At 60.4% G+C, this 24796-nt stretch carries 26 protein-coding genes; 7 read left to right on the top strand and 19 right to left on the bottom strand.

The annotated features are described in order from the left end of the window. Positions 1-220 precede the first annotated feature (220 nt). From murB to ACEN8Q_RS30765, 8 genes are all read right to left on the bottom strand, one after another. Positions 221-1240 carry a UDP-N-acetylmuramate dehydrogenase gene (gene murB, locus ACEN8Q_RS30800; RefSeq protein WP_413704190.1) on the bottom strand — a complete coding sequence of 340 codons (1020 nt, stop codon included), beginning with the start codon at positions 1238-1240 and terminating at the stop codon, positions 221-223. After that, positions 1237-1701 carry a low molecular weight protein-tyrosine-phosphatase gene (locus tag ACEN8Q_RS30795; protein ID WP_413422631.1) on the bottom strand — a complete coding sequence of 155 codons (465 nt, stop codon included), beginning with the start codon at positions 1699-1701 and terminating at the stop codon, positions 1237-1239. Before ACEN8Q_RS30795 ends, murB begins: the two co-directional genes overlap by 4 nt. After that, complete coding sequence (gene kdsB / locus ACEN8Q_RS30790) at positions 1701-2465, bottom strand: 3-deoxy-manno-octulosonate cytidylyltransferase (RefSeq protein ID WP_413422629.1); 765 nt, start codon at positions 2463-2465, stop codon at positions 1701-1703. Before kdsB ends, ACEN8Q_RS30795 begins: the two co-directional genes overlap by 1 nt. Continuing rightward, positions 2462-2647, bottom strand: a complete 186-nt coding sequence (locus ACEN8Q_RS30785; protein WP_003179363.1) for a Trm112 family protein — start codon at positions 2645-2647, stop codon at positions 2462-2464. The genes kdsB and ACEN8Q_RS30785 overlap by 4 nt, the downstream gene beginning before the upstream one ends. Positions 2648-2671: 24 nt before the next feature. Further along, entirely contained in the window at positions 2672-3682 is a 1011-nt protein-coding gene (lpxK, locus tag ACEN8Q_RS30780) for a tetraacyldisaccharide 4'-kinase (protein WP_413704189.1), read from the bottom strand. Continuing rightward, the gene (locus ACEN8Q_RS30775; RefSeq protein ID WP_085715487.1) at positions 3682-4110 is read right to left on the bottom strand and encodes an ExbD/TolR family protein; all 429 of its coding nucleotides are present in this window, start codon (positions 4108-4110) and stop codon (positions 3682-3684) included. Before ACEN8Q_RS30775 ends, lpxK begins: the two co-directional genes overlap by 1 nt. Continuing rightward, on the bottom strand, positions 4107-4742 hold the full coding sequence (locus tag ACEN8Q_RS30770; protein ID WP_057400367.1) for a MotA/TolQ/ExbB proton channel family protein: 636 nt from the start codon (positions 4740-4742) through the stop codon (positions 4107-4109). Before ACEN8Q_RS30770 ends, ACEN8Q_RS30775 begins: the two co-directional genes overlap by 4 nt. A 98-nt stretch (positions 4743-4840) precedes the next feature. Further along, positions 4841-7075 carry a DNA internalization-related competence protein ComEC/Rec2 gene (locus tag ACEN8Q_RS30765; protein ID WP_413704188.1) on the bottom strand — a complete coding sequence of 745 codons (2235 nt, stop codon included), beginning with the start codon at positions 7073-7075 and terminating at the stop codon, positions 4841-4843. 135 nt (positions 7076-7210) lie between these two features. Here ACEN8Q_RS30765 and ACEN8Q_RS30760 point away from each other — a divergent pair, with 135 nt between their 5' ends. Then, positions 7211-7726 carry a DUF2062 domain-containing protein gene (locus ACEN8Q_RS30760; RefSeq protein WP_413422621.1) on the top strand — a complete coding sequence of 172 codons (516 nt, stop codon included), beginning with the start codon at positions 7211-7213 and terminating at the stop codon, positions 7724-7726. Positions 7727-7879: 153 nt separating this feature from the next. Here the strand turns inward: ACEN8Q_RS30760 and ACEN8Q_RS30755 are convergent, their stop codons facing one another. The 4 genes from ACEN8Q_RS30755 to ACEN8Q_RS30740 all read right to left on the bottom strand — a co-directional run bounded on the left by ACEN8Q_RS30755 (position 7880) and on the right by ACEN8Q_RS30740 (position 11048). Continuing rightward, positions 7880-8659: an ABC transporter permease gene (locus ACEN8Q_RS30755; protein WP_007996641.1), complete on the bottom strand. Its 780-nt coding sequence runs from the start codon at positions 8657-8659 to the stop codon at positions 7880-7882. Then, positions 8656-9588: an ABC transporter ATP-binding protein gene (locus ACEN8Q_RS30750; protein WP_007991636.1), complete on the bottom strand. Its 933-nt coding sequence runs from the start codon at positions 9586-9588 to the stop codon at positions 8656-8658. The genes ACEN8Q_RS30755 and ACEN8Q_RS30750 overlap by 4 nt, the downstream gene beginning before the upstream one ends. A gap of 133 nt (positions 9589-9721) precedes the next feature. Further along, positions 9722-10345 carry a glutathione S-transferase family protein gene (locus tag ACEN8Q_RS30745; protein ID WP_413422618.1) on the bottom strand — a complete coding sequence of 208 codons (624 nt, stop codon included), beginning with the start codon at positions 10343-10345 and terminating at the stop codon, positions 9722-9724. Between the two features lie 43 nt (positions 10346-10388). After that, entirely contained in the window at positions 10389-11048 is a 660-nt protein-coding gene (locus ACEN8Q_RS30740; RefSeq protein ID WP_413422616.1) for a transglutaminase-like domain-containing protein, read from the bottom strand. 251 nt (positions 11049-11299) lie between these two features. Between ACEN8Q_RS30740 and ACEN8Q_RS30735 the strand changes: the two genes are divergently transcribed. After that, positions 11300-13747 (top strand): acyl-CoA dehydrogenase, encoded by a 2448-nt coding sequence (locus ACEN8Q_RS30735; RefSeq protein WP_413422614.1) that lies wholly within the window; start codon positions 11300-11302, stop codon positions 13745-13747. Between the two features lie 74 nt (positions 13748-13821). Continuing rightward, complete coding sequence (locus tag ACEN8Q_RS30730; protein ID WP_007991629.1) at positions 13822-14229, top strand: PA2817 family protein; 408 nt, start codon at positions 13822-13824, stop codon at positions 14227-14229. Between the two features lie 59 nt (positions 14230-14288). On the opposite strand, the gene ACEN8Q_RS30725 is transcribed toward ACEN8Q_RS30730, so the two are convergent. Next, the gene (locus ACEN8Q_RS30725; protein WP_413422612.1) at positions 14289-15287 is read right to left on the bottom strand and encodes a LysR substrate-binding domain-containing protein; all 999 of its coding nucleotides are present in this window, start codon (positions 15285-15287) and stop codon (positions 14289-14291) included. 89 nt (positions 15288-15376) lie between these two features. Here ACEN8Q_RS30725 and ACEN8Q_RS30720 point away from each other — a divergent pair, with 89 nt between their 5' ends. The 4 genes from ACEN8Q_RS30720 to ACEN8Q_RS30705 all read left to right on the top strand — a co-directional run bounded on the left by ACEN8Q_RS30720 (position 15377) and on the right by ACEN8Q_RS30705 (position 18984). Continuing rightward, positions 15377-16003, top strand: a complete 627-nt coding sequence (locus ACEN8Q_RS30720; RefSeq protein ID WP_413704187.1) for an alanyl-tRNA editing protein — start codon at positions 15377-15379, stop codon at positions 16001-16003. Positions 16004-16639: 636 nt separating this feature from the next. Continuing rightward, positions 16640-17863 carry a type II and III secretion system protein family protein gene (locus tag ACEN8Q_RS30715; protein WP_413422608.1) on the top strand — a complete coding sequence of 408 codons (1224 nt, stop codon included), beginning with the start codon at positions 16640-16642 and terminating at the stop codon, positions 17861-17863. Between the two features lie 119 nt (positions 17864-17982). Beyond that, positions 17983-18696 carry a tetratricopeptide repeat protein gene (locus ACEN8Q_RS30710; protein ID WP_413422606.1) on the top strand — a complete coding sequence of 238 codons (714 nt, stop codon included), beginning with the start codon at positions 17983-17985 and terminating at the stop codon, positions 18694-18696. 18 nt (positions 18697-18714) lie between these two features. Beyond that, positions 18715-18984, top strand: coding sequence for a DUF3613 domain-containing protein (locus ACEN8Q_RS30705; protein ID WP_413422604.1), 270 nt, complete (start codon positions 18715-18717; stop codon positions 18982-18984). Between the two features lie 199 nt (positions 18985-19183). On the opposite strand, the gene ACEN8Q_RS30700 is transcribed toward ACEN8Q_RS30705, so the two are convergent. The 6 genes from ACEN8Q_RS30700 to ACEN8Q_RS30675 are packed head-to-tail and all read right to left on the bottom strand — an operon-like array spanning position 19184 to position 24795. After that, positions 19184-20149, bottom strand: a complete 966-nt coding sequence (locus ACEN8Q_RS30700; RefSeq protein WP_413422602.1) for a type II secretion system F family protein — start codon at positions 20147-20149, stop codon at positions 19184-19186. Positions 20150-20178: 29 nt separating this feature from the next. Further along, complete coding sequence (locus ACEN8Q_RS30695) at positions 20179-21165, bottom strand: type II secretion system F family protein (RefSeq protein ID WP_413422600.1); 987 nt, start codon at positions 21163-21165, stop codon at positions 20179-20181. Then, positions 21162-22604, bottom strand: a complete 1443-nt coding sequence (locus ACEN8Q_RS30690) for a CpaF family protein (protein ID WP_413422598.1) — start codon at positions 22602-22604, stop codon at positions 21162-21164. Before ACEN8Q_RS30690 ends, ACEN8Q_RS30695 begins: the two co-directional genes overlap by 4 nt. 3 nt (positions 22605-22607) lie before the next feature. Next, on the bottom strand, positions 22608-23828 hold the full coding sequence (locus tag ACEN8Q_RS30685) for an AAA family ATPase (protein ID WP_413422596.1): 1221 nt from the start codon (positions 23826-23828) through the stop codon (positions 22608-22610). Next, on the bottom strand, positions 23822-24316 hold the full coding sequence (locus ACEN8Q_RS30680) for a TadE/TadG family type IV pilus assembly protein (protein WP_413422594.1): 495 nt from the start codon (positions 24314-24316) through the stop codon (positions 23822-23824). Before ACEN8Q_RS30680 ends, ACEN8Q_RS30685 begins: the two co-directional genes overlap by 7 nt. Continuing rightward, positions 24316-24795 (bottom strand): TadE/TadG family type IV pilus assembly protein, encoded by a 480-nt coding sequence (locus ACEN8Q_RS30675; RefSeq protein ID WP_413422592.1) that lies wholly within the window; start codon positions 24793-24795, stop codon positions 24316-24318. Before ACEN8Q_RS30675 ends, ACEN8Q_RS30680 begins: the two co-directional genes overlap by 1 nt. Position 24796 lies beyond the last annotated feature (1 nt).

The following is a 24796-nucleotide window of genomic DNA, read 5'->3' as shown; positions in this document are numbered from 1 at the left end:
TATGGGGTCGAGCAATCTGCCGCCCGAACATCGGCGGTTGGCATTACGCAGATCGGCTCAGGCTAATGGGCTCTCTTGTGCAGACGCAAACGGTCTGCACCGGGCCTTTGATGGAACAAGTGTGTGCATCGTTAGCTGACTAAGTTAACCGAGCATTAACAAAAAAGCCCTGCACAATAAACACTGTGCAGGGCTTTTTGATCCGTCCGGAAAGCTTAGCTCAATACCGGTTCGGCTCCATTTCCAGGTCAACATGGAAACGTTCTGAAATGTCTTTCTGGATACGCTGCGCCAGGTCGAGCAACTGCAAACCGGTCGCTCTGCCGTAGTTGACCAGCACCAGCGCCTGCAATTTATGCACGCCCGCATCGGCTTCGCGGAAACCTTTCCACCCTGCCCGCTCGATCAACCAACCCGCGGCCAGCTTCATCTGCCCGTCGGGTTGCGCATAGGCCACCAGGTCCGGGTATTCGCCCTTGAGCCGTGCAGCCAGCGCCGCCGATACCAAAGGGTTCTTGAAAAAGCTGCCGGCGTTACCGAGCACGGCCGGATCTGGCAGTTTTTCGTTGCGGATGCTGCAAATGGCCTGGCTGACATCACTGGCGGTCGGATGCTCGATGCCTTGTTCGGTCAGGCGCTGACGCACCGGGCCGTACTCCAGATGCAAATGCGCGGCGCGGTCGAGGGCGAAACGCACACGCAGGATCAGCCAACGCCCCGGTTCCTGCTTGAACAGGCTGTCGCGGTAAGCGAAGTTGCATTGCGCCAGGCTGAAGTCGCGCAGTTCGCCGGTCTGGCGATCGAGTGCGGTCAGGCCGGCGAACACGTCCTTGATCTCGACTCCATAGGCGCCGATGTTCTGCATTGGTGCCGCACCGACGGTACCGGGAATCAGGCTGAGGTTTTCCAGGCCGGACAACCCCAGGGCCAGTGTGTGTTGCACAAATGGATGCCAGGGCTCGCCCGCCTCGGCCTCGATCACCACTTTGCCGGCGTCATCGCTCAACACGCGAATCCCGCGAGTGGCCATGCGCAGCACCAGTGAATCGATATCCGCCGTCAGCAACAGGTTGCTGCCACCGCCGATCACCAGAACCGGGACCTTGTGTTCCAGGCCATAGGCCAGGGCTTCACGCACATCGTCGTCGCTACGGGCCTCGGCAAACAGCCGGGCCTGGACATCCACGCCAAAGCTGTTGAACGGCTTGAGCGAAACCTGCGATTGAACCTGCAAACTCATAACCGTCCCTTCAGTTCGATGACCAGCAGATCGCTGGCGCGCTCGATCAGGTCCAGCACCTGCTCGAAGCCTTGTTCGCCGTCGTAGTAAGGGTCCGGCACTTCATCGATTGGCGACTGGTAGCGACGCAGGAACAGGTCGAGTTCGGCCTTGCCCTGGGCCGGCTGCAAAGCCTTGAGATGGCGCAGGTTGCTGTTATCCATCGCCAGGATCAGATCGTAGGTGGCGAAATCGGCGCGGGTGACTTGCTGGGCGCGCTGGGCGGACAAGTCGTAACCGCGCAGCTTCGCCGCGGCCTGACTACGCTTGTCCGGTGCCTTGCCGACATGCCAGTCACCGGTGCCGGCGGAAGCGACTTCGACCAGTTCAGCCAGCCCCGCTTCACGCAACTTGTGCCGCAGCACGCCTTCGGCCGTGGGAGAGCGGCAGATGTTGCCCAGGCAGACAAACAGAACCCGCATCACGCCTCCAGAAGGCGACGAACGCGCTCAAGATCTTCAACAGTGTCGACGCCGGCTGGCGGCGCGATCAGTGCATCGGCTACGTGGATCCGCACGCCGTGCCACAGGGCACGCAACTGCTCCAGGCTCTCGGTGTTTTCCAGCCAGCACGGGCCCCAGCTGACAAAATCCTGCAGGAAACCGGCACGATAGGCATAGATGCCGATATGGCGACGATACGGCACACCTTGCGGCAACTGCTCACGGCTCACCGCGAACGCATCCCGCGCCCAGGGCAAGGTGGAACGACTGAACGTCAACGCCAGGCCGTTGAGGTCGCTGACGACCTTGACCACGTTGGGATTGAACAGGGTGTCCACGTCTTCGATCGGCTCGGCCAGGGTGGCCATGCGCGCTTCGGCGTGGGCAGCCAGGTTGGCGGCGACCTGATCGATCACGCTCGGCGGGATCAGCGGCTCGTCGCCCTGGACGTTGACCACGATGGCGTCAGGCGCCAGGCCCAGCTTCATCGCGACTTCGGCCAGCCGATCGGTGCCGGAGTTGTGATCTTCACGGGTCAACACCACTTCGGCACCAAAGCCTTTACAGGCCTCGACGATGCGCGCGTCGTCGGTGGCCACCACCACCCGCTCGGCGCTGCTTTTGCTCGCCTGTTCCCAGACGTGCTGAATCATCGGCTTGCCGGCGATCAGCAGCAGCGGTTTGCCCGGCAGGCGGGTGGAGGCATAACGCGATGGAATGACGACGGTAAAGGCTGTGGTCATTTATCCAGGCGCTCGTCGGTGGTCAGGGTGCGCGCTTCCGATTCGAGCATCACCGGGATGCCATCGCGAATCGGGTAGGCCAGGCCTGCGCCCTTGCTGATCAGCTCGGTTTTGTCGGCGCTGAGCTTGAGCGGGCCTTTGCAGACCGGGCAAGCGAGGATGTCGAGCAATTTGGTGTCCATGAGCATTCCCTGGAAAAAACGGAGTTAAGGCAACAAACGAGCCGGTAACAGGCGCATCAGCTGTGTGTCGAACCAGGCCACGAAGGCCGGCGATGGCACAGCATCGACCGCCAGGTACCACCAATCGGTGGCGGCAAAGGCACGGCATTTCACCGCGTCTTTTTCCGTCATCACCAACGGCAACGACGGCGCGAAATTCAAAGTCTCCACGCTGTATTCGGCGTGGTCGGCAAACGCATGTGGAACCGGCTTCCAGTGTAGCGTTTCGAGGGTCTTGAAGAAACGTTGCGGATTGCCGATGCCGGCCACCGCGTGCAGGGCCTGGCCGCTTTGGAAGTGGTCGAGGGGACGCCGTTCGCCGCTGCGCAGATTGACCAGCGCGGTGGGCTGCAATTGAAAGGCAAACCCGTCAGTGCGGTCAGCCGCGGCGCCGTTGTAGAGGACCGCGTCGACGCTTTGCAGGCGCTCGACCGGCTCACGCAATGGCCCGGCAGGCAGGCAACGGCGATTGCCCAGGCCGCGGGCGGCGTCGATCAGCACCAGTTCCAGGTCACGGGCCAGGCGGTAGTGCTGCATGCCGTCGTCGGACAGGATCAGGTCCAGCGGCTCACTGGCCAGCAACGCTTGGACAGCGTTGCTGCGATTGGGGTCGATCATCAGCGGCACGCCCGTGCGCTGGACGATCAGCAACGGCTCGTCACCGGCGACGTCAGCGCTCTGCTCGGCCTCGACCCGCCACGGCAACTGCGGCGGTCTGGCGCCGTAGCCGCGGCTGACCACACCGACCCGCAGGCCGCTGCGCTGGCAGTGCTCGATCATCCATAGAATCAGCGGCGTCTTGCCAGTGCCACCCACGGTGATATTGCCGACCACGATCAACGGCACCGGCGGCTGGTAGATCTCGCCCTCACCCGCCAGAAAGCGCTTGCGCTTGTTCATGACCACGCGCCGGTACAGCCACTCCAGTGGCTGCAACAGTTTCAGGGCCGGATGACCTGCGTACCACGCCGCCAGCAATCGTTCGGACATGGCCATCAGGATGCGGGGGGTGCCGCTTCGACAGTGGTCATGCGCAAATGGCTGAAACCGAGCTTGCCGGCCGCATCCATGGCGGTGATGACGGACTGATGCTGCGTCTTGCCATCAGCGCTGATCGACAGTGGCCGGTTGGTGTCGCCATTGGCTTCCTTTTGCAGCGCGTCCATCAGAGAGGCCAGGTCGCTTTTCGGCAGGATCTGGTTGTTCACCGAGAACACACCGTCGGCGCTGATGGCGATGTCCAGCGGCTTGTTCTGGTCTTCGGCCGGGGAGCCGCTGACCGCTTCCGGCAGATCGACGCGCAGCTGGGTCTCACGGGTAAAGGTGGTGGTCACGACGAAAAACAGCAGCAGGACAAACACCACGTCGATCAGCGACACGAGGTTGATGTCCACGTTCTCCCGTTGCTTGCGGCGGAATTTCACGCTTTGCCCTCAGCCAGATCAACGTCACGGTCGCCCTGCACCACTTCAACCAGCTTGATGGCTTCCTGCTCCATGCCCACGACGAGCTCATCGATGCGCCGTTGCAGAAACCTGTGGAAGAACACCGCCGGGATACCGACGATCAGGCCCGAGGCCGTGGTAATCAAGGCTTTGGAAATACCGCCGGCCAACACTGCGGCGTTGGTCATCATGCCCGTGCCCATGAACGAACTGAAGATATCGATCATGCCCAACACGGTACCCAGCAGCCCCAGCAAAGGCGCCATGGCGGCAATGGTGCCCAGCGCGTTGATGTAGCGCTCCAGCTCGTGAATCACCCGGGCAGCGGCCTCTTCGATGCACTCTTTCATGATCTCGCGACCATGTCTGGAATTGGCCAGGCCGGCCGCCAGGATCTCGCCCAACGGGGAGTTGGCGCGCAGTTCCTTGAGTTTTTCCTTATTGAGCTGTTTGTCCTTGATCCAGACCCAGACCTGCCCGAGCAAGTGCTCCGGGGTCACGCGGCTGGCGCGCAGCGTCCAGAGACGCTCGGCGACGATGGCCATGGCCACGATGGAACTCAGAATGATCGGCAGCATCATCCAGCCGCCGGATTTGACCAATTCCCACACAGTGACAGTCCCCTCGAAAAAGTGCGCCACTCTAACATAGGGGGTGGAAGCACCGAAGACCGTGATGTCGCATCCGGTCGGGCATTAATAGCGCTCGCTTATTGGTTCGAGGGCGGCGGATCGCGCCAGAAACGCCGTTCCTGGCGCATTGACCACGGCGGCTCGAAGCGTCCCAGTTGCAGACGAATGGCACCGTGTTCTGCACTGTCGTAGATCGCCATTCCACGTTTTTGATAACGCGCGATCACCGTGGGATGCGGATGGCCAAACGAATTGCCCTGGCCACGGGAGATCAGCGCACCTTTAGGTTGCAGGACATCCAGAAGGGCCCCGGACGACGAGCTGCGACTGCCGTGGTGTGGCGCCTGCAGCCAGTCGGTGGGCAGGGCCAACGGGCTGTCCAGCAGGGCCCTCTCGGCGGCGGCATCAATGTCGCCACTCAACAGCAACCGTTCGCCATTGGCCTCGATCAGCAGGACACAGGAGTTCTGATTGCTGTCGCCGGCCAATGGCCAGTGCCAAAGCTGGAAATCGACTTCATCCCAGGTCCATTGCCGTCCACTCTCACAACGCTCGGCCTGCAACTCCACGGGCAAGTCTGACGGTTCACCACTGACCACCTGTTTCACCGGCAAGCCCTTGGCAATCGCCCGGGCACCGCCTGCATGATCGGCATGGGCGTGACTGATCAGCATCAGGTCGATGTCCTTCACCCCCAGTTTGCGCAACGCCGGCAGCACCACCCGCTCCCCCTGGTCGAGTTCACCGAAACGCGGTCCGGCGTCATACAGCAACGTGTGATGCCGGGTGCGCACCACGATCGCCAGACCCTGGCCGACATCCAGTTGCCAGACTTCGGCCCTGCCTTCCTGCACCATCGGCCTGGGCGAAAAAACCAGGATCAACAGCATGGGCCACCCTAACGGACGCATCGGTACGCCTCGCGGCAGCAATAGCAAAAAAGCGCCAATGGCACCGATTGCCCAGGCCCATGGCGGGACCGCCATGGGCACCCACGCGGGAACCTGACCGGAGACGAGCCCCAATCCCCTGAACCACCAGTCGATCAAGCCGCCCGCCAGCCACAGCAAGTTCTCACCCACGTAAGGCACCGACAGCAACAGCGTCCCGAGCAACGATGGTGGCAGTACCACCAGACTGATCCAGGGCACGGCGAACAAATTGGCCAGCGGCCCGCTGAGACTGATGGGCAACCCCAGTGCCAGTAATAACGGACACAGTCCGATTGCAATCAGCCACTGGGCGCGGGTCCAGGATTGCCACCACCGCCAGGGCCCCAACCGGCCGCCGAAGGTAAATATCAAGATTGCCACAGCCGCGAAAGACAGCCAGAAACCAGGCTGAAGACTCGCCAGCGGCTCCAGCAGCAAAATGCCGTTGAGTGCCAACAACAGGGGCCACCATGCACCGAGATGGCGGAACTGCAGACGCCACAACAACACCAGACCAAGCATCAGGCAGGCTCGTCGCACCGGCACCTCGAAACCGGCCAGCATCCCGTAACCCAGCGCAGCGGCGAATGCCAGGCCACACGCCCAAGGCAACCATGGCAGACGGTTCGGCCATAACCCAAAGCGGGCCAGGCCGGCGATCAGCAGATACACAGCTCCCGCCAGCAATCCGATGTGCTGCCCGGAAATCACCAACAGATGCACCGTGCCGGTGTCCTGCAATACCTGCCAGTCTTCACGACTCAGCCCGGCGCCGTCCCCGAGTACCAGCGCCGTCAACGCGCCGCTTCGCCCCTGGGCATCCACCGCCAGCAAGCGCTGACGGATTCCGTCGCGCCAGGCCCATTGGGCTGGCGCAAGGCGTTCGCCCGCCTTGATCGTCCCGGTCGCCCCGATGCGCTGTGCCAGCAACCAGGCCTGGTAGTCGAAGGCCTGCGGATTGAGGAGCCCGACCGGGCGCTTCAGCTTGACTGCCAGGCGCCAACGTTCGCCACTGTTCACCGGCGGCCCGCCATACCAGGCCAGACGCATTTGCCGCGGCAGCCGGGTACGTCGAGACTGGATGTCGGTCAATTCGAAACGCACGACACCGTCGTCATGCCGGGGCAAACCTGTGACCCGCCCTTCGACCCAACGGGTTTCTCCGTCCAGCGTCGGCGGCAACCGGTCATCCAGCGCCCACTGCGCATTCGCGCAGGCCCAACTCAAACCGAACAAATAAAACGCCAGCGGATACGTTCTGAACGGCAACAACATCAAGCCCGCCACCGGCATCGCCAGCCACAACCAGACCGGCGGTAATGCCGGTAAAAAACGCAAGGTCAGCAGACCCAACGCCAGCGCCATCATCCCTGTGCGCATAAGCCCGTCCTTGAGAGTCCCCTCCAAGGCTTAGCCCGCCCGTCGTGCAGGCGCCGTTATCAATTGTCACAAAGTCTGAATGGGGCGTTCATAGAATCCAGACATACTTGCCACCCTGACCGACCGAGAAGCCTTATGCCCCGGCGCTTATTCAAACGTTACATGCCAGACCCGATGAGTATCAGGGAACACAAGTCCTTACGCTTTCTCGGCACACTGTTGCATGACCCCAACCTGTGGCACCTCAACCGCCACTCCGTTGCCCGCGCCATGGCGGTGGGCCTGTTTGCGGCGTTCCTGCCAATCCCGCTGCAGATGTTGCTGGCGGCAATCCTCGCCATCATCGTGCGCGGCAACATGCCGATTGCCGTGAGCCTGGTCTGGCTGACCAACCCGATCACCATGCCCGCCGTATTCTTCTGCACCTACCAGACCGGCGCCTGGCTGATGGACGTTCCCGCCCGGCAGTTGCCGGACTCACTGACCTGGGAATGGATCAGGGGGGAAATCTCGACCTTGTGGCAACCGTTTCTGTTGGGCTCGGTAGTGACGGGGCTGGCACTCGGTGCGCTGGCCTACTTCCTGGTGATGATGTATTGGCGCTGGTGGGTGGCCAGGCAGTGGAAGCGGCGCAAGAAGAGCCGGATGTGAGAATGCAAGACGGCCTCCACTTGGGAGGCCGTTTTATTTTGGTGTCTGGGCTGGCGCCATCGCGAGCAAGCTCGCTCCCACAGGGGATCTACTTTGCGACATAGATCGAGTGTGGGAGCGGGCTTGCTCGCGAAACAGACGACTCGGTATTTCTCAGGTACGCATGCCGCGCCCGCTGACCAGCAACCGCGCACAACCGAGATACAGCACCACGGTCGCGACCAGCATGAAGGCGATGGCCACGCTGATCCGGATATCCGATACGCCGAGGATGCCGTAACGGAATGCGTTGACCATGTGCAGCACCGGGTTGGCCAGGGACACGGTCTGCCAGAACGGCGGCAGCAAGGTGATCGAGTAGAAAACCCCGCCCAGGTAGGTCAGTGGCGTCAGCACGAAAGTCGGAATGATCGAAATGTCATCGAAGTTGCGCGCAAACACGGCGTTGATGAAGCCCAGCAGCGAGAAGATCGTCGCGGTCAGCACCACCACCAGAATGGTCACGCCCAGGTGATGCACCTGCAAATGCGTAAAGAACAGTGACAGCAGGGTCACGATGATCCCCACCATCAAGCCGCGCAGCACGCCGCCCAGGGTGTAGCCGATCAGGATGGTGTGCGGCGACAACGGCGAGACCATCAATTCTTCAATGGACCGCTGGAACTTGCTGCCGAAGAAACTCGACACCACGTTGCCGTAGGAGTTGGTGATCACCGACATCATGATCAGCCCCGGCACGATGTACTCCATGTAAGTGAAGCCACCCATGTCGCCGATCTGCCGACCGATCAGATTACCGAAGATCACGAAGTACAGGACCATGGTGATGGCCGGCGGCAGCAAGGTCTGCGGCCAGATCCGGGTGAATCGCCGGACTTCACGGTAAACGATGGTGTTGAGGGCAACGAGGTTGGGGCGCAGCTCTGAACTCATACCGCCACCTTCGACAGATTTTTCTCCACCAGGGACACGAACAACTCCTCGAGGCGATTGGTTTTGTTACGCAGGCTCAGCACTTCGATGTTCTGCTGTGCCAACTGGGTGAACAGCGCGGTGATGCCCATGGACTTGTCCACCTGGACTTCCAGGGTGTGGCTGTCGATCAGCCGGGACGGGTAGCCGAGCAACTGAGGCGCGGCTGGCAGAACGCCCTTGAGGTCCAGCAGAAAGGTTTCGACATGCAGTTGGCTGAGCAGCTGACGCATGCTGGTGTTCTCGACGATGGTGCCGTGGTCGATGATGCCGATGTTGCGGCACAACTGCTCAGCCTCTTCCAGATAGTGGGTGGTGAGGATGATGGTGATGCCTTTCTGGTTCAGCTCGGTGAGGAAGCTCCACATCGAGCGACGCAGCTCGATATCCACCCCGGCAGTCGGTTCGTCGAGGATCAGCAGGCGCGGTTCATGGACCAGCGCGCGGGCGATCATCAGGCGACGCTTCATGCCACCGGACAGTGAACGCGAAGGCACATCCTTCTTGTCCCACAGGCCGAGCTGGGTCAGGTACTGTTCGGCGCGTTCCTTGGCGATTTTCGCCGGAATGCCGTAGTACCCGGCCTGGGTCACGACGATGTCGAAGGTCTTTTCGAACTGGTTGAAGTTGAATTCCTGAGGCACCACGCCGATGGAGCGTTTGAGCTGCGCAGGATTTTTGTCCAGGTCGTGGCCGAAGATATTCACTGTGCCGCTGGTCTTGTTCACCAGGGTCGAGAGAATGCCGATGGTCGTGGACTTGCCGGCGCCGTTAGGGCCGAGCAAGGCGAAAAAGTCACCTTCGGCGACATCCAGATCGATACCATTCAGGGCCTGGAAACCGTTGCCGTAGGTTTTGGTTAGCTGCCGGATGGACAGAGCGGAACTCATATCGGATTTACGCACCAAGAAGGGAAGAAAGGGTCAGGTAAGGGCGGGCGGCGCGCATTGCAACCACGTCGCATGAGCGCAATGGTGCTTGTCGCCGCCACACAAGTACAGTCAAGTGTGTCGATAGTGAGTATTAAGTCAACGCGGTCATGACGGCTTTGCGATACGCCGGACGCTGTTGCAATCGTGCATACCAGGCTTCCAGATGAGGCTGCGGCGCACGCTCGATCGGCATCTCGAACCAGGCATAAATGAAACTGCCCAGGGGAATATCGCCCATGCCGATCTCGTCTCCGGACAGGTAGGGTTTGTTCGCCAACGCCTGATCGGCCATCGCCAGCAGCGTGTCGCATTCCTTGATCGCGGCCTTGATGGCGGGCCAGTCCTGCTGGTCTGCCGGGGTACGCAGCACACCCCAGAACACGGTACGGAACGGGCCGGCAAAGCTCGAGGTGGTCCAGTCCATCCATTTGTCGGCGCTGGCACGGGCTTGCAGATCCGCCGGATACCAAGTCGTGCCATCGGCGTGAAGGGCCATCAGGTAACGCACGATGGCGTTGGACTCCCACAACACAAAACCATCGTCTTCCATCACCGGAACCCGACCGTTGGGGTTCATCGCGCGGTACTCGGGCGTATCGACGACACCGAAGGCGCCACCGGCATCGATAGCCTCGTAGGACAGCCTCAGTTCTTCGGCGGCCCACAATGGTTTTCTGACATTCGATGAGTTTTTCCGACCCCAGATCTTCAGCATGACCGCCTCTTTTTCGGTAAGTGGGCAGGCAGCATACGCCGGATCAGGCACGACTCAAATCGCTCTGCATGTCGCCCAACAGCGGTTGCTGTTGCTCACCGAACAGGTGCGGATAGCATTTTTCCAGGTGCTCGAAAAAGAACGCCTCAGGTACGTCGGCGAACTGGCCGTGATCGACCAGGTACTCCATCAGCTTCGCGCCATCGCGGTTGAAGGGATGAAAAACACTGTCGTTGATCCCGTCGAATTCCAGCGGCGCCACATTGAACAGGTCGCAGAGTTTCCGGTTGAACGCGGGTGTCGCCTTGATCCAGCGATCCTGCAAATAAAACTCGGTGTAGCCGTGCATGGCGAACATGTCGCTCTTGAGCAATTCAAGCAGCCTTGGCGTCGACAAATGATTGCGCACATCCGCCAGGCCGATCCGCGCGGGAATCCCGCAATGCCGCGCCGCGCCTGCCAGCAACGTGGCCTTGGGCACGCAGTAACTCTCCCCGGTCGCCAATGCATGACTGCCGCGCAGGGTCTGCGGATCGCGACTGAATGTGTACGGGTTGTAACGCACCGCTTCACGCACGGCGTAATAGAGGCTGATCGCCTGCTCAATCGGATCGCGACTGGCGCCACGATGTATTTCGGCGAACTCCACCACCGACGGATGGTCACTATCGATGAAGCGGCCGGGACTCAGGTACTCGTGCATGAGAATAATCTCCTGGGGAAGCCCCGAGTCTAGCGAGAGCTTCAGCACAGAGATAACGACGTTTCGGCCAAACATGGGCGCTTTGCCGTTCACTCGATAAACGCTTTTCCCACGTGTGTGGCGGCCCGCCTGCCGCACGAAAATCATCCGGGGTTTTCAAGATTCCAATCACATCGCTCAGGCCTGCCTGTTTTGCGGATGCCGTCTAAGCTCTGAGGGCTGGTTCGCCCTGGTTTCACGGAGGAATGAATATGCTGCTGTTGTGGATACTGGTTTTGCTGGTCGGTATTGCCTGTTTGGCCCACCGCCGCATCGCCCCGCTCCCCACCCTGGTCGTCGTGGCCGTCTATGTCGTGGCAATGGGCGCTTTCAGTCGCGCGCCGGGCTGGTTGCTGCTGGTCCTCTGGGTCTTGATCGCCGCCGTCGCCGCGCCCTTGCTGCTGCCCGACCTGCGCCGCAAATTGTTCAGCACACCGATATTCAACTGGTTCCAGAAAACCCTGCCGCCCATGTCGCAAACCGAACGCGATGCCATCGAGGCCGGCACGGTCTGGTGGGACGGCGAACTGTTCAGTGGCCGTCCGGACTGGAGCAAACTGCTGTCCTATCCCAAAGCGCAATTGAACGAAGAGGAACAGGCTTTCATCGACGGGCCGACCGAAACACTCTGCGCCATGGTCAATGAATGGCAGCTCGGTCAAACCATGGACCTGCCGCCCGAAGCCTGGACATTCATCAAGGACAACGGCTTTTTCGCCCTGATCATCCCCAAGGAGTTTGGCGGCAAGGGCTTTTCCGCCTATGCCCACTCGCAAGTGGCGATGAAACTGGCGAGCCACAGCGGCGACCTCGCCTCCACCGTGATGGTCCCCAACTCCCTCGGCCCGGCCGAACTGTTGCTGCATTACGGCACCGACGAACAACGCAATCATTACCTGCCACGCCTGGCACGCGGCGACGACATCCCGTGCTTTGCCCTGACCGGTCCGCTGGCCGGCTCCGACGCTGGCGGCATGCCGGACTCCGGAGTGATTTGCAAAGGGCAATGGGAGGGCCAGGAAGTCCTCGGCCTGCGCCTGAACTGGGAAAAGCGCTACATCACCCTCGGCCCGGTGGCCACCCTTCTCGGCCTGGCCTTCAAGGCCTATGACCCGGATCACCTGCTGGGCGAACAGGAAGACCTGGGTATCAGCCTGGCATTGATACCGACTGACACCGCCGGTGTCGAGATCGGCCGCCGGCATCTGCCGCTGGGCGCCGCCTTCATGAATGGCCCGAACTCAGGCAAAGACGTGTTCGTCCCGCTGGAGTTCCTCATCGGCGGCCAGGAAATGCTCGGCAAAGGCTGGATGATGCTGATGAATTGCCTGTCGGTCGGGCGTTCGATTTCCCTGCCGGCGGTGGGCACCGGCATGGCCAAGTTCACCAGCCTGGTGACGGGCCAGTACGCTCAGGTTCGCGAGCAGTTCAATGTACCGATTGCCGCTTTCGAAGGCATTCAGGAAGCCATGGCCCGCATCGGCGGCAACGCCTGGATGATGGACGCCGCGCGGATGCTCACCGCCAACGCGGTGGACCTCGGCGAGAAACCGTCGGTGCTGTCGGCGATTCTCAAGTACCACCTGACCGAACGCGGCCGCGAGTGCATCAGCCACGCCATGGATGTGCACGGCGGCAAGGCGATCATCTTGGGGCCGAACAATTATCTCGGACGCATGTGGCAGGGCGCGCCGATCTGCATCACTGTGGAAGGCGCGAACATTCTCTCGCGTAACCTGATGATTTTCGGCCAGGGCGCGATTCGTTGCCATCCCTTCGTCCTCAAGGAAATGGCGCTTGCTGGCCGTGAAGACAAGGATCAGGCGCTCACAGAGTTCGATGGCCTGCTGCTCAAGCACATCGGCTTTGCCGTGAGCAACGCCGCCAGTACTCTGGTGTTGAATCTTGGTTTCGGGCACCTGGAACACACCCCGGGCGACAAACTCAGCCAGGGCTACTTCCGCGCACTCAATCGTCAGGCCGCTGCTTTCGCCATGCTCGCCGACCTCAGCATGATGCTACTGGGAGGTGAACTGAAACGCCGGGAGCGTCTGTCCGCGCGGTTGGGTGACGTGCTGAGCAACCTTTACCTGGCCAGCGCCGCCCTCAAGCGCTACCACGATCTCGACTCACCGCAGTACATGACGCCGCTGCTGGCCTGGGCCATGGAGGAAAGCCTGGGGCAGGCCGAACGCGCCATGGATGAACTGCTGAGCAACTTCCCGAACAAGGTCGTGGGCTGCCTGCTGCGGGTGATCGTGTTCCCGTTCGGTCGCCGGCACAAAGGGCCATCGGACAAACTCGCGGCCGAAGTCGCTGCGTTGATTGGCCGCGCCAAGGGCGACCCGGCCCTGGAGGAATTGCTCCTGGGTTGCTATCGCCCGCAAGCGAGCGACGATCCGGTGGCTGCATTGCAACACGCCTGCAATCTGTTGAGCGCCGCACAGCCGCTGTACAAAAAGCTGCATGTGGCACTCAAGAGTGGCCAGGTCAAACCGCTTCCCGGCGAGTCGCTGATCGATGCCGCGTTCGAGGCTGGCGTGTTGCAGCCGGTGGAGGCCCAAACCCTGCGTGAAGCCGAGGCGGCCCGGCGCAAGGTGATCGATGTCGATGACTTTGACCAAAAGGCTTTGGCACTGGCCAAGGGAAAAGTCCGCTGATCCCTTCAAACATGTAAAAACGGGCGCGGGCGCTTTATACTCCCGCGCCCGTTTTGCTCTTGAGGACTTATCTCGTGTCCAACATCGTTGCCGATCATCTCGTTTTACTCGACCACCTGCGCAGCATCCTGGTCGCCGTAGGTGAGGCCGAGCAGGTTCCCGAAGAAAGCCATGCCTTGTTCCTTGAGCGCTTCGACGAACTGCTGGCGTCACTGCCGATCGATCCGATCGAAAGCCAATACCTGGGCCAGGACATCCTGACTCAAGTCATTTCCCGTTATCCGCAAATCGCCCACCTGATTCCACGGGATCTGCTGTGGTATTTCGCCGGTGACTGCCTGCACTACTTGTCCGATGAAGAAATCGACCTGTATCAGGCACTGGAAGAGCGTCGCTTCGAAGCCGAACAGAACGACGAACCGTTCGACTGGAACCAGGAAAAGCAGCTGCTGGCGCTGTCGAACCAGGACAGTAAGCACTGATCCCCCGACTGATTCACGCAAAAGGCCCGCATGGTTGAACATGCGGGCCTTTTTTGCGTTCAGAACAAGCCCTCACTCTCCGGCAGTTCATACTCCGATGGCGACCAACCCGGACCATTCGACCTGCCCGGCTTGCCCAACGTCGGCTCCTTCTCCAGACACTCCACCAGGTAATCAATCAACACCCGAAGCTTGGGAGGCAGGTACCGGGTTGGCGAGTGCAACAACCAGGCGCCGCCGTGATAGGACGCCAGAAAGGTCCAGTCCGGCAGCACTTGCACCATCAACCCCTTCTCCAGGGCATACCGCGCCGTGAAATACGGCAGGCTGCCAATCCCGATGTGCTGCAACACCGCGCCATAACGCACGCCGGTGTGATTGGCGGCATACCGCCCACGCACACCGACGGTTACGGTTTTGCTGCCCTTCTTGAATTTCCAGCGTGCATCGCTCGGGGTTTCGCCCAGGTAAATGCAACTGTGGTTGAGCAAATCATGGGGATGAGTCGGCGTGCCGTGCTCGGCCAGATACTGCGGTGTGGCGCAGAGCAAATGATCGATCGTCAGCAACTGCCGCCCCACCAGCCCCGCAGGCGGCCGGTCGGTGATGCGAATCGCCAGGTCGACGTGATCGTCGATCAGATCGACCTGACGGTCCTCAAGCAACATCTCCACATCCACTTTGGGATAACGGCGCAAAAACTCCGGCATGTGCGGGTGAATCACGATCCGGCCCACCGCTTTCGGCACGCTGATACGCACCAGCCCTTCGGGTTCATCGGTGAACTGACCACTGATTTCCATCACTGACCGGGCGGCATTGACCATATCCTGGCAGCGCTTGAACACCTCCTCGCCACCGTCACTCAGGCGCAGCTTGCGCGTGGTTCGTTGCAGCAACCGGGTCGCGAGCGCCTTCTCCAGACGCGAAATGCTACGACTGACCGCCGAGGGCGAAGTACCCAACTGGCGAGCCGCCTCGGAGAAACTGCCCGTCTCGACAACCTTGACGAAAATCGCCATTTCACCCAGCAGCGGCAGCGGAAGATTTATGCTCACAGCGCAACAGTCCTTTGATGTTTGCCCGGATTATCACGCATTTACCGGCTTTCTATAATAAAAACAGATATTCAATACGAGCCTGGAATATGACGCTGCGCCTTTTTTTCCATAGTGATGAGCTCAAGGCCAACGTGGAAGTCCTGGAATGCATCCCCCACGAAAACGAGTTTGCCGTGGTCTTGCGAGCAACCCTGTTCCACCCTCAAGGCGGCGGACAGCCTTGCGACACCGGCTGGATCGGCGAAAGCCAGGTGCTGCGCGTGGTCCAGGATCCCGAGCGGATCATTCACTTTGTCGACCGCCCCGTAAAAACCGGCATGACTCAAATCCGCGTCGACGAACAACAGCGGTTGTTCAACACGCGCATGCATTCGGCCGGGCATTTGATCGGGCACTTTGTACAAGCCATGGGCTGGATGCCGATCAAGGCGCATCACTGGCCTGGTGAAGGTCGTGTGCAATTCAAACCGGGTAACTCGGCGCAGGACGTTGAGGCCCGGACAATTGAGCAGGGCATCGGGCAGTGGATCGACCACGATCTGCCGCGCCTGACCTCACTGCGCGAAGGCGTCCGGGAGATCGGTTTCGGTGAACTGCCCGCCTACGGTTGCGGCGGCACCCATGTACGTAGCCTGAAGGATTTGGGCGCGATCACGATCAGCACCCTTTCGCAAAAGAAAGGCACGCTGTCGGTCCACTACCACGTGGACTGAACACAGGGCGTTTGTGAGACGCCTGACTTTTTCGATGCAAGCATTGCCTGGAACGCAAAAGGCCCGCTCAGTCAGACTGGCGGGCCTTTTTTTGCTTCAGCGCAACGGGTCGACATCAGGCGAGCGCATTGCGCTGCGACCCCGCCCACCCGCCTGGCTCCAGTCTTTGCACCAATGGTTTTCTTAAAAATCATGGCACTTTGGATTGATTGAACTACCTTCAAACAATAAGAAGTCATGACGGACCGAATTTCCACGTCAGCTTCAGTGATCAGATAGCGGACTGGCAAAAGGAGTTACCTCACCATGATCCTGGCAGGCGTTTTCCGGCTCTGTACCTTCAGTGCCGATTACTTTGCGGGGGAACCAGGTTGGCGGACCGTACCGTCCACAGGCGCGAGTATCGCTCCGACAGGCAGTCCAGGTAACCGGATCACTAAAAACCGTTTCAGCAAAGGTCGCTCGCTGTCCAGCCGGATCAGCGAATTGCACCCGCTCGTGTGTAGTACGCAAGGAATAACGCCAGGGCCGTGGATAAGAGGTCTGGCGCATTGGGGGGGATAGCCCGATCCCCGTGAAGTGATCCGAGACAACCAAGTCTGCCTAAAGACGGCCTATCCAGTGAGGATGTACCAAATGAGCCTTCATCCCGTGCCCGCTTTCAAGCGAATTATCCATGGCCTGTTCTGGGTGGGCCTCAGCGTGGATGCGGCTCAGGCCGCGCCGGCCAACTGTCCGCAACTGGAAAATTGGCCGACAACGTACGAGGTCGGCCAGGGACTGCAGAGTGAACTGCGCAGCCCCGTTCCGGTAACGCAACTGGCGGTGGGTGACCCGAAAATTGCCGACGTGCAACCCAGCGGCAGCAACGCTTTCATACTCACGGGCATTGCGCCGGGGACCACCAGCCTGATGGTCTGGACCGCCTGTTCGAAAACGCCGCGCCAAAGCATGGTGTTCGTCAAGGGTAAAGCCACGTCGGCGCTGACCAGCGTACCGTCGGTGCCTTCCGACGACCCGCTGCTGCCGAGCCAGGTGCAGACCGATATCCGCTTCGTTGAAGTCAGCCGGACCAAGCTCAAGGAAGCCTCGGCCTCGATTTTCGGCATCCGGGGTAACTTCCTGTTCGGCTCGCCGAGGACCTTGCCCACCATCGGCGGCATTGTCACGCCGTCGATACCGGTGAACAACAATAACTTCAACCTCACATTTGCTACCGGCAATACCCTGGTGGCGCTCAACGCGCTGGAAGGCAGCGGTTTCGCCTACACCCTGGCGCGACCAAGCCTGGTCGCGCTCAGCGGGCAGAGCGCGAGCTTCCTGGCCGGCGGTGAAATACCGATTCCGGTGCCCAGCTCAGGCAGCGATAACGTGTCCATCGAGTACAAGGAATTCGGTATCCGCCTGACCCTGACGCCGACCATCGTCGGGAAAAGCCGTATCGCGCTGAAGGTGGCGCCGGAAGTCAGTGAACTGGACTTCACCAACGCCGTGAGCATCGCCGGCACGGTAGTCCCGGCCCTGACCGTGCGCCGTACCGATACCAGCATCTCCCTGGCCGACGGCGAAAGCTTCGTCATCAGCGGCCTGATCAGCTCCCGCAACAATTCCCAGGTGAACAAGTTTCCAGGGCTGGGCGATATCCCGGTTCTGGGCGCGTTTTTCCGCGACAACACCATCAACCGTGAAGAGCGCGAACTGCTGATGATCGTCACCCCGCATCTGGTCCAGCCACTGGCGGCCAATGCACAACTGCCGTCACTGCCTGGCGAGCAGCTGCGTAATTACGACCCGAATTTCTACCGCATGTTCTTCCTGGAAAATGGCGACTTCGACAGTCTCAGCGGGCTCTCGCAATGAACCGAAGCCTGAACCGGACTTGCCTCGCCCTCACTCGTAATGGTGACGTTGAACGCTTGCCGGGCCAGCTGTATTGCCATTGGCCAGGCGTTCAACGTGTTGTAGCCAGAGGACATTCGATGAAAGCAGTCATTGCAATAACGGCGACATTGATGCTCGCAGGTTGTGCCAGCAATGGCCTGGCTTCGCGCCCGGCCAGCTGTGCCAAGCCCGGTTCGGAGCAAGAACTGGCCCTGAACCTGGCCGACAGCATGGCCGACGAAGGCCGCTTGTATGCCAGCCTGGCGAATCTGGAAGGTTTGTCCGATAACCTGGTCCAGGTTCGCCTGCGCAAGGCTCGGGTGCTGCGCATGATGGGGCACAGCAGCGAAGCGCAGCCGTTGTACGAAAGCTTGCTCGGCACCTGCCTGGCGGCTGAAGGGGAACATGGCCTGGGCCAGTTGGCCGCTGCCAGAAACGATAACACCGTCGCTGCCACTCACCTTGAGCGTGCGGTGAAGATGGCGCCCACCGACGAAAGAATGCGCAATGACCTGGGGGTCGTCTACCTCAATCAGCGACGGATCCCAGAAGCGCGCTTTGAGTTCATGACCGCCCTGGAACTCAAGCAGGGAAACACACTGGCGGCACTCAATATGGTGACGCTGCTGATCTACCAGGATAACTGGAAGGGGGCTGCCGAACTCGTGACCCGCGCCGACTTGAGTCCCAAGCAAGTCGCAGAGGCTCAGACCCGAGCGGAAAAACTCAAGGTCTCCGCCAAAAAAGTGGTGGCTTCCGATGGCAATCGCGGGGCTGAGGTAGCCGATGCCTCTGCCAGTGCGAACAAGTAGAACGTACGAGGAGTCGAGATGAATACCAAAAGGCTGTTGATCCTGTGCATGGCTAGCCTGTCCACCACTGCCTGGGCTATCGAGCCGGGCCCCTCTTCGCCCTATCAACAAGGCACCGAACAGTGGTTGCAGCTGCAGATTCGCGGCGTGGTTGCCTCCCCTATACTGCAAACCGCTTCGGCCACCGAACGTGACCTTGCCATGCAGCGCTGGCTGAATAGCTTCAACTACCCGATTCCGCAATATTTTGACCAGGATACAGCGGGACAAATGACCATCGGCAACTGAGGCCTTTCGATAGGTGATCAGCCTCTGGCGTAGTCCAGAGTGGCCTGGCTAAAAAGCCAGGCTTAATCACGTGTGCAGGAAAATACAGCCCAGGTATCAAAAAGTGGAGCAGGCGATTGGAGTGAATACACTCCGTTCGCCTGCTCCACCGCGTTCTTATGCAACACAGCCACCTTGTTCTACAGCAAACCACTCCCGCTCACTTACCGAATGCTCTGAGTGCCCCGATCATGGCCGGGCCGATAGCGACCAGGAAGAAGCTCGGCCATAGACAGAAAATCAGCGGAAATACCAGCTTGGTACCGACTTTCGCCCCCATCTCTTCGGCAGCTTGCGTACGCCGGTCACGGAACTCATCGGCATAGATGCGCAAGGTGTCGGCCACGCTGGTACCAAAGCGGATACTCTGCGCCAACAGGCTGACCAGCCCTTGTACGTCATCCAGGCCAGTGCGCAGGGCCAGTTGCTTGAGCGCCTCGGTACTGGAAATGCCCGCGCGAATTTGCGCATTGACCAGGGCCAGTTCTTCAGCCAGTTCGACCTGACTGACCGACATCTCCTCAGCCACCCGTTCGATGGTCGTGGGCAAGGCCAGGCCCGACTCCACGCACACCACCATCAGATCCAGCGCATCCGGAAACGCAGCACGCAGCCGACGTTGTCGCAACTGCTTGCGCTTGTCGACATACAGCGATGGCACCAACCATCCGATACCGGCCACCAAGACCACCAACAGCAGCCCCATGGTCAGGGACAGCTTGGGAATCATCGGCAACAGCAGCAACGCAATACCGATCAATAACAGCGGCAACATCAAGCGCACCGCCCAGTACATCTGCACCGCCGACGAAGAACGGTACCCCGCATGCGTCAACAGGGTCTGGGTGGCAGACGTCTGAGCCGAGTCGGCCGAAGCAAAGCGCTGGCCGACCCGCTCCAGCAACAGTTGCAGGTTACCCGGAGCTTCCTGCCCGGTCGTGTTGCCTAAATGACCACGCTTGATCAGCGCCAGACGACGCTGCACCGGGTCCTGAAGTCCCATCATCAGCAAGATCACGGCGAGGACCGCAAGCACCGTACTCAAACCGATCGCGCCAAGGAACAACAGGCGCGCCACCTCCTCATTCCCCGTGAACCGACTGAACAACCCGAGCAAAAAGTCCATGACCTGTACCTCCCGGTAGCGAATACCGCTCAAACCTGAATCCGGATGATTTTGCGTATCCAGAAAATCCCGATCAACATGGCGCCGAACGCCCCGATGATCATCTTGCGGCCTGTGGGATCATTGATCAGCACAGGCATGTAACTGGGGGTGGTAACTATGATCGCGATCGCCAGCACGAAGGGAATCGCCACCAGCACCCAGGCCGACATGCGCCCTTCCGCCGACAAAGTTTTGACTTTGCGCTGAAAGCGGAAGCGCCCGCGAATCAGCCGACTCAGTCGCTCCAGAACTTCAGTCAGATTACCGCCAGTCTCGCGATGGATGAGGATCGAGGTCACCAGCATCATCACCGTCATGCTCGGCATGCGTTCCAGCAGGCCGAGCATGGCCCGGCGCACATCGTTGCCAAAGTTGATATCGGCGAAGGTCAGGCCGAACTCATGAGCCACCGGCCCCCTGTGCTCCTCGGCCACCAGGCGCAGGGTTTCGTTGAACGGGTGCCCGGCACGCAGAGCGCGGCACATGGCATCCAGCGCATCCGGCAGGCCTTCCTCGAACTCAGCGAAACGCTTGCCACGGTCGCGAGAGATTTTCAGTATGGGTAACCAGAAGACCGCGAAGCCCGTGATCAGCGCCATCCACCAGACTGACGAGACCATCCAGATCGAGATACCCGCCGCCCCCCCCAGTACCAGCCCCAGCAGCAATACCCGGTAGGCCCGGTATTCGTGTCCGGACTGCTCAATCATTTGCGTCAATGTCTCCATAAAGGGCAGCTGTTCAAGCCTGGCCTCCAGAGGCGACAAGCGCGTCAGGTATTTTTGTCGCAATACCGTCTGCATGTTGGGCTGATTGTTGGCTTTCTCCAGTACATGCAAACGGCCGCGGATGCGCTTGCGCATCTTGCCGGCCTCGCCAAACACCGGCACTGCAACGCTCTGGGACAGGAGAAAGACGGCGATAAACACCATGCCGAGGAACATCAGAATGAATTCACCAGGAATATTGTTCATGACTGCCGTGCCTCCATCCACTCAGGCCTGAACATCTCAAGCGGCAACTCGATGCCACGCTTGGCCAGCACATCACGGAAAGCGGGGATCATGCCGCTGGGCCGATAGTCACCGAGCACTTCGCCGTTTTCACCCATGCCATGGCGCGCAAAGGAGAAGATTTCGGTCATGGTGATGATCTCGCCTTCCATGCCGTTGATCTCCTGCACACTGACCAGGCGGCGCTTGCCGTCTTCCTGGCGCTCCAGCTGGATCACCACATCGATGGCCGATGCGATCTGCTGACGCATGGCCTTGATCGGGAAGGTCGCCCCGGTCATCGACACCATGTTCTCGATCCGCCCCAATGCATCGCGTGCGGTGTTGGCGTGGATCGTGGTCAACGAGCCGTCGTGGCCGGTGTTCATCGCTGTCAGCATGTCCAGCGCCTCGGCACCGCGCACTTCGCCGATCACGATACGGTCCGGTCGCATCCGCAGGCTGTTGCGCACCAACTCCCGCTGGCTCACCTCGCCACGCCCCTCGATATTCGAAGGCCGGGTTTCCAGTCGTACCACATGGGGCTGCTGCAGTTGCAGCTCGGCCGAGTCTTCGATGGTGACGATCCGCTCGTTGTGCGGGATGAAACTGGACAGCACATTGAGCATGGTGGTCTTGCCGCTGCCGGTACCGCCGGAAATCAGCACGTTCAAACGCCCACGGACAATCGCCTTGAGCAGCAGGGCAATGGCCGGGGTCAAGGTCCCTACCTGGATCAGGCTGTCGGTATTGAGCAGGTCCACCGCAAAGCGCCGGATCGACACGCTCGGGCCGTCGATCGCCAGTGGCGGGATAATCGCGTTGACCCGCGAACCGTCCTTGAGCCGGGCGTCCACCAATGGCGAGGACTCGTCGATACGCCGCCCCAGGCTGGAGACGATACGGTCAATGATGTTCAGCAAATGCTGATCATCGCGAAAGCGCACATCGGTGCGTTGCAGTTTGCCGAAGCGCTCGACATAGACCGAGGCATAACCGTTGACCAGAATGTCGGACACGCTGTGGTCAGCCAGCAATGGCTCCAGAGGGCCAAGGCCGAGTACCTCGTCGGTGATCTGCTTGATGATCAACTGACGGCTGGAAGTACTCACCGGTGCCGAATGCTCATCGAGCAGGCGCTGGCAAATATCGCGAATCTGCCGAGCGGCTTCTGCCTGTTCAAGGGAGTCCAGCAAGGACAGGTCCATGACCTTGAGCAACTGCTGGTAGATCTTTTCTCGCCACTCGGCTTCCACCGGGGTGACCTGACTTTTGGTTTCGTAAAGAACATCTGGCGTTGCGCGCTCCCACGCCATTATTTCCTCTGCCGGATCCGGCAGGTCGTCACCTGGCTGGTTAACCGGCGATGAGGCAGGTTTACCGGACTGTTTGCGCAAGCGGTTACGAAAGTCGCTGATCATGGGTCACCCCCCGAAAAAACGGTTGAAGGCGCGTTTGAACACGCCTTTTTTTCCAGCCATCTGGTTGCCGAGCAGGTCATCGGCCACGTTGCGCAGGGCAACGGTGATCGCCGCCTTCGGCGCATGCAGCCCCAACGGCACACCCGTGTTCTGACTCTGGCTGACCAGGTTGAAGTCGTTGGGTAATTTCGACAGGTTCGTGCAGCGCAGCGCCTCGCCGATATCCTTGAGGCTGACCGCTGCCCCCTTGTCATAACGGTTGACCACTATCTGCAATTGATCCCCACGCACGCCCAGGTCTTCGCGAAGAATCCGTACCAGGGAGCTGGCATCGCGCAGATGGCTGACGCTCTGCTGCACCACCACGTACACCCTGTCCACCTGTTCCAGCACGGAGCCGGTGAGGTGGTCGATTTGCCGCGGCAGATCGACCACTACCCAGTCATAGCTGGCGCGGGCCAACTGCATCAGGGTGTCAAGTTGCTCGGGTTGAGCATCCTGCGGCAGACACAGCTCACCGGCCCGGCCACCCAGCACGTGCAAGGTCGGGCTGAAGTGGCTGCAAAATCCGCGTAATGCGACGCTGTCCATGCCGTCGATCTGATGCAACACCTCCAGATGGCTGTGTGTCTGCGCCACATCCAGGTAATGCGTCACGCTGCCAAATTGCAGGTCCATGTCCAGCAACAGGGCACTGCCACCCTTCATGCTGAGCTGCTGAGCCAGGTTGCAGGCAAGCATGGTGCCGCCGGATCCGCCCTTGGCGCTGATCACGGCGAGCAATTTCCCTTCTGTCCCGCTGCCGCTCCGAACCTCCATGACCAGGCGATTCAAGGCGGCGACCAGTTCTGTCTCGGCGACGGGCTCCGGCAGGACGTCACGGGCGCCGGCCTGCATCGCCAGGCGCATGCCCTCCTGTTCGCTCAACAGTCCGCACACCAACATCGGCGGACGCTCATGGGCCGGGCGCTGCAACAGTGCCGACAGCTCCTCGCGCCACAGGTGGCTGACGCGCAACAGCAGCAGATCGGGCATCCGGTCCAGACCGTAGAGCGGGTCGACGTGCCCATTGCTCACCAGGCGAGTGCTCACCTCCAGGCTGGGCATGCGTTGGCAGACGCTCTGCAGGTCGCGCAATGACGTGGCATCACGGCTGCTGATCAGCAACCTGAGCCCGGCTTTGCCTGTCGCACTGGAAAGTGGAGTGTCCTTGGTATTCAGCATGGCGTGATCTCCCCGGAATCGGAATGACGCCCAAGGCTTTCGCGTGGCAAGGTGGCCCTGAATGCAGGCAGGGTTATGGGCACGCCGAACCCGGGAATAAACAGGTTGAAAACGAAGTTTTGCAGACTCAACTGGACATAACGGACGGCACGAAAACCGTTGACGCTGACCAGGTCGCCGGGGTTTGCCACCACTGCACCGTTGACGTCCAGATAGGTCAGGGTCAGGTTGGTGGTAGCCAGATTGCTGATCAGCTGGCTCGTACCTGCGTCGGTCGCGGCATTGAAGATCGCCCGTCGCAAAACCACCGGATCGCTGATATTGCACACCGCCGCCAGGCGCGCACCCCGCCGCACGGCTTCATCCAGCGCATTGACCGTGAAGTACGCGCGGCCCATTTCCAATACGCCGAACAACAGCGTGAACACCAGCAGACCAATGACGGCGAACTCCACCGTATAGGCACCGCGCATATGTTTTCTATTCATCACAGGGCCCTCATCACAGTAGTGGCGACCAGCGGAATGCCCAGTGCAATCGAATTACCAAAAAAACCGGGAAGCGATCCTGTGCAATTGCCAGCGCCAATTACCGGGCAGAACGTGTAAGTGATGGTGACCCGCACATGGTCGGTGCCCACTGCGGCAACGTCCACGTTGCCAGTCGTCAGGCCTGACACCACAGCGGTCCCGGTGTTGGCAGGCACGCCATACACCGCAACGTTTTTCGTTTGGGTCAGTAGCGTATTGCTCAGAGCGACCGCACCCAGCGTCGAGTTCCAGGCATTGCTGGCGACGAAACGGTCGGCATCGCGGCTGGCCTGCAGCAGCACGTTGTACTGATAGAGCATGCGGCCGAACTCACCGAAGGCCAGCATCAGCAACAGCAACACCGGCAGGACCAGGGTGAATTCCACCATGGCCAGACCTTGTTGGTGCTGCCGACGTTTAAATCCGTGAATTCGCATG

It is taken from the genome of Pseudomonas sp. Pseusp16, from assembly GCF_047324915.1.
Lineage (GTDB): Bacteria > Pseudomonadota > Gammaproteobacteria > Pseudomonadales > Pseudomonadaceae > Aquipseudomonas > Aquipseudomonas fluorescens_CD.
The sequence above is the reverse complement of the archived record's forward strand: the minus strand, read 5'-3'. Positions and strand labels throughout refer to the sequence as shown.

What these genes read in the sequence shown, in the direction of transcription:
- murB (WP_413704190.1), bottom strand. Translation starts at nt 1,240, where the DNA reads ATGAGTTTGCAGGTTCAATCGCAGGTTTCGCTCAAGCCGTTCAACAGC.
- ACEN8Q_RS30795 (WP_413422631.1), bottom strand. Translation starts at nt 1,701, where the DNA reads ATGCGGGTTCTGTTTGTCTGCCTGGGCAACATCTGCCGCTCTCCCACG.
- kdsB (WP_413422629.1), bottom strand. Translation starts at nt 2,465, where the DNA reads ATGACCACAGCCTTTACCGTCGTCATTCCATCGCGTTATGCCTCCACC.
- ACEN8Q_RS30785 (WP_003179363.1), bottom strand. Translation starts at nt 2,647, where the DNA reads ATGGACACCAAATTGCTCGACATCCTCGCTTGCCCGGTCTGCAAAGGC.
- lpxK (WP_413704189.1), bottom strand. Translation starts at nt 3,682, where the DNA reads ATGGCCATGTCCGAACGATTGCTGGCGGCGTGGTACGCAGGTCATCCG.
- ACEN8Q_RS30765 (WP_413704188.1), bottom strand. Translation starts at nt 7,075, where the DNA reads ATGCGCACAGGGATGATGGCGCTGGCGTTGGGTCTGCTGACCTTGCGT.
- ACEN8Q_RS30760 (WP_413422621.1), top strand. Translation starts at nt 7,211, where the DNA reads ATGCCCCGGCGCTTATTCAAACGTTACATGCCAGACCCGATGAGTATC.
- ACEN8Q_RS30755 (WP_007996641.1), bottom strand. Translation starts at nt 8,659, where the DNA reads ATGAGTTCAGAGCTGCGCCCCAACCTCGTTGCCCTCAACACCATCGTT.
- ACEN8Q_RS30750 (WP_007991636.1), bottom strand. Translation starts at nt 9,588, where the DNA reads ATGAGTTCCGCTCTGTCCATCCGGCAGCTAACCAAAACCTACGGCAAC.
- ACEN8Q_RS30745 (WP_413422618.1), bottom strand. Translation starts at nt 10,345, where the DNA reads ATGCTGAAGATCTGGGGTCGGAAAAACTCATCGAATGTCAGAAAACCA.
- ACEN8Q_RS30740 (WP_413422616.1), bottom strand. Translation starts at nt 11,048, where the DNA reads ATGCACGAGTACCTGAGTCCCGGCCGCTTCATCGATAGTGACCATCCG.
- ACEN8Q_RS30735 (WP_413422614.1), top strand. Translation starts at nt 11,300, where the DNA reads ATGCTGCTGTTGTGGATACTGGTTTTGCTGGTCGGTATTGCCTGTTTG.
- ACEN8Q_RS30720 (WP_413704187.1), top strand. Translation starts at nt 15,377, where the DNA reads ATGACGCTGCGCCTTTTTTTCCATAGTGATGAGCTCAAGGCCAACGTG.
- ACEN8Q_RS30715 (WP_413422608.1), top strand. Translation starts at nt 16,640, where the DNA reads ATGAGCCTTCATCCCGTGCCCGCTTTCAAGCGAATTATCCATGGCCTG.
- ACEN8Q_RS30710 (WP_413422606.1), top strand. Translation starts at nt 17,983, where the DNA reads ATGAAAGCAGTCATTGCAATAACGGCGACATTGATGCTCGCAGGTTGT.
- ACEN8Q_RS30705 (WP_413422604.1), top strand. Translation starts at nt 18,715, where the DNA reads ATGAATACCAAAAGGCTGTTGATCCTGTGCATGGCTAGCCTGTCCACC.
- ACEN8Q_RS30700 (WP_413422602.1), bottom strand. Translation starts at nt 20,149, where the DNA reads ATGGACTTTTTGCTCGGGTTGTTCAGTCGGTTCACGGGGAATGAGGAG.
- ACEN8Q_RS30695 (WP_413422600.1), bottom strand. Translation starts at nt 21,165, where the DNA reads ATGAACAATATTCCTGGTGAATTCATTCTGATGTTCCTCGGCATGGTG.
- ACEN8Q_RS30690 (WP_413422598.1), bottom strand. Translation starts at nt 22,604, where the DNA reads ATGATCAGCGACTTTCGTAACCGCTTGCGCAAACAGTCCGGTAAACCT.
- ACEN8Q_RS30685 (WP_413422596.1), bottom strand. Translation starts at nt 23,828, where the DNA reads ATGCTGAATACCAAGGACACTCCACTTTCCAGTGCGACAGGCAAAGCC.
- ACEN8Q_RS30680 (WP_413422594.1), bottom strand. Translation starts at nt 24,316, where the DNA reads ATGAATAGAAAACATATGCGCGGTGCCTATACGGTGGAGTTCGCCGTC.
- ACEN8Q_RS30675 (WP_413422592.1), bottom strand. Translation starts at nt 24,795, where the DNA reads ATGCGAATTCACGGATTTAAACGTCGGCAGCACCAACAAGGTCTGGCC.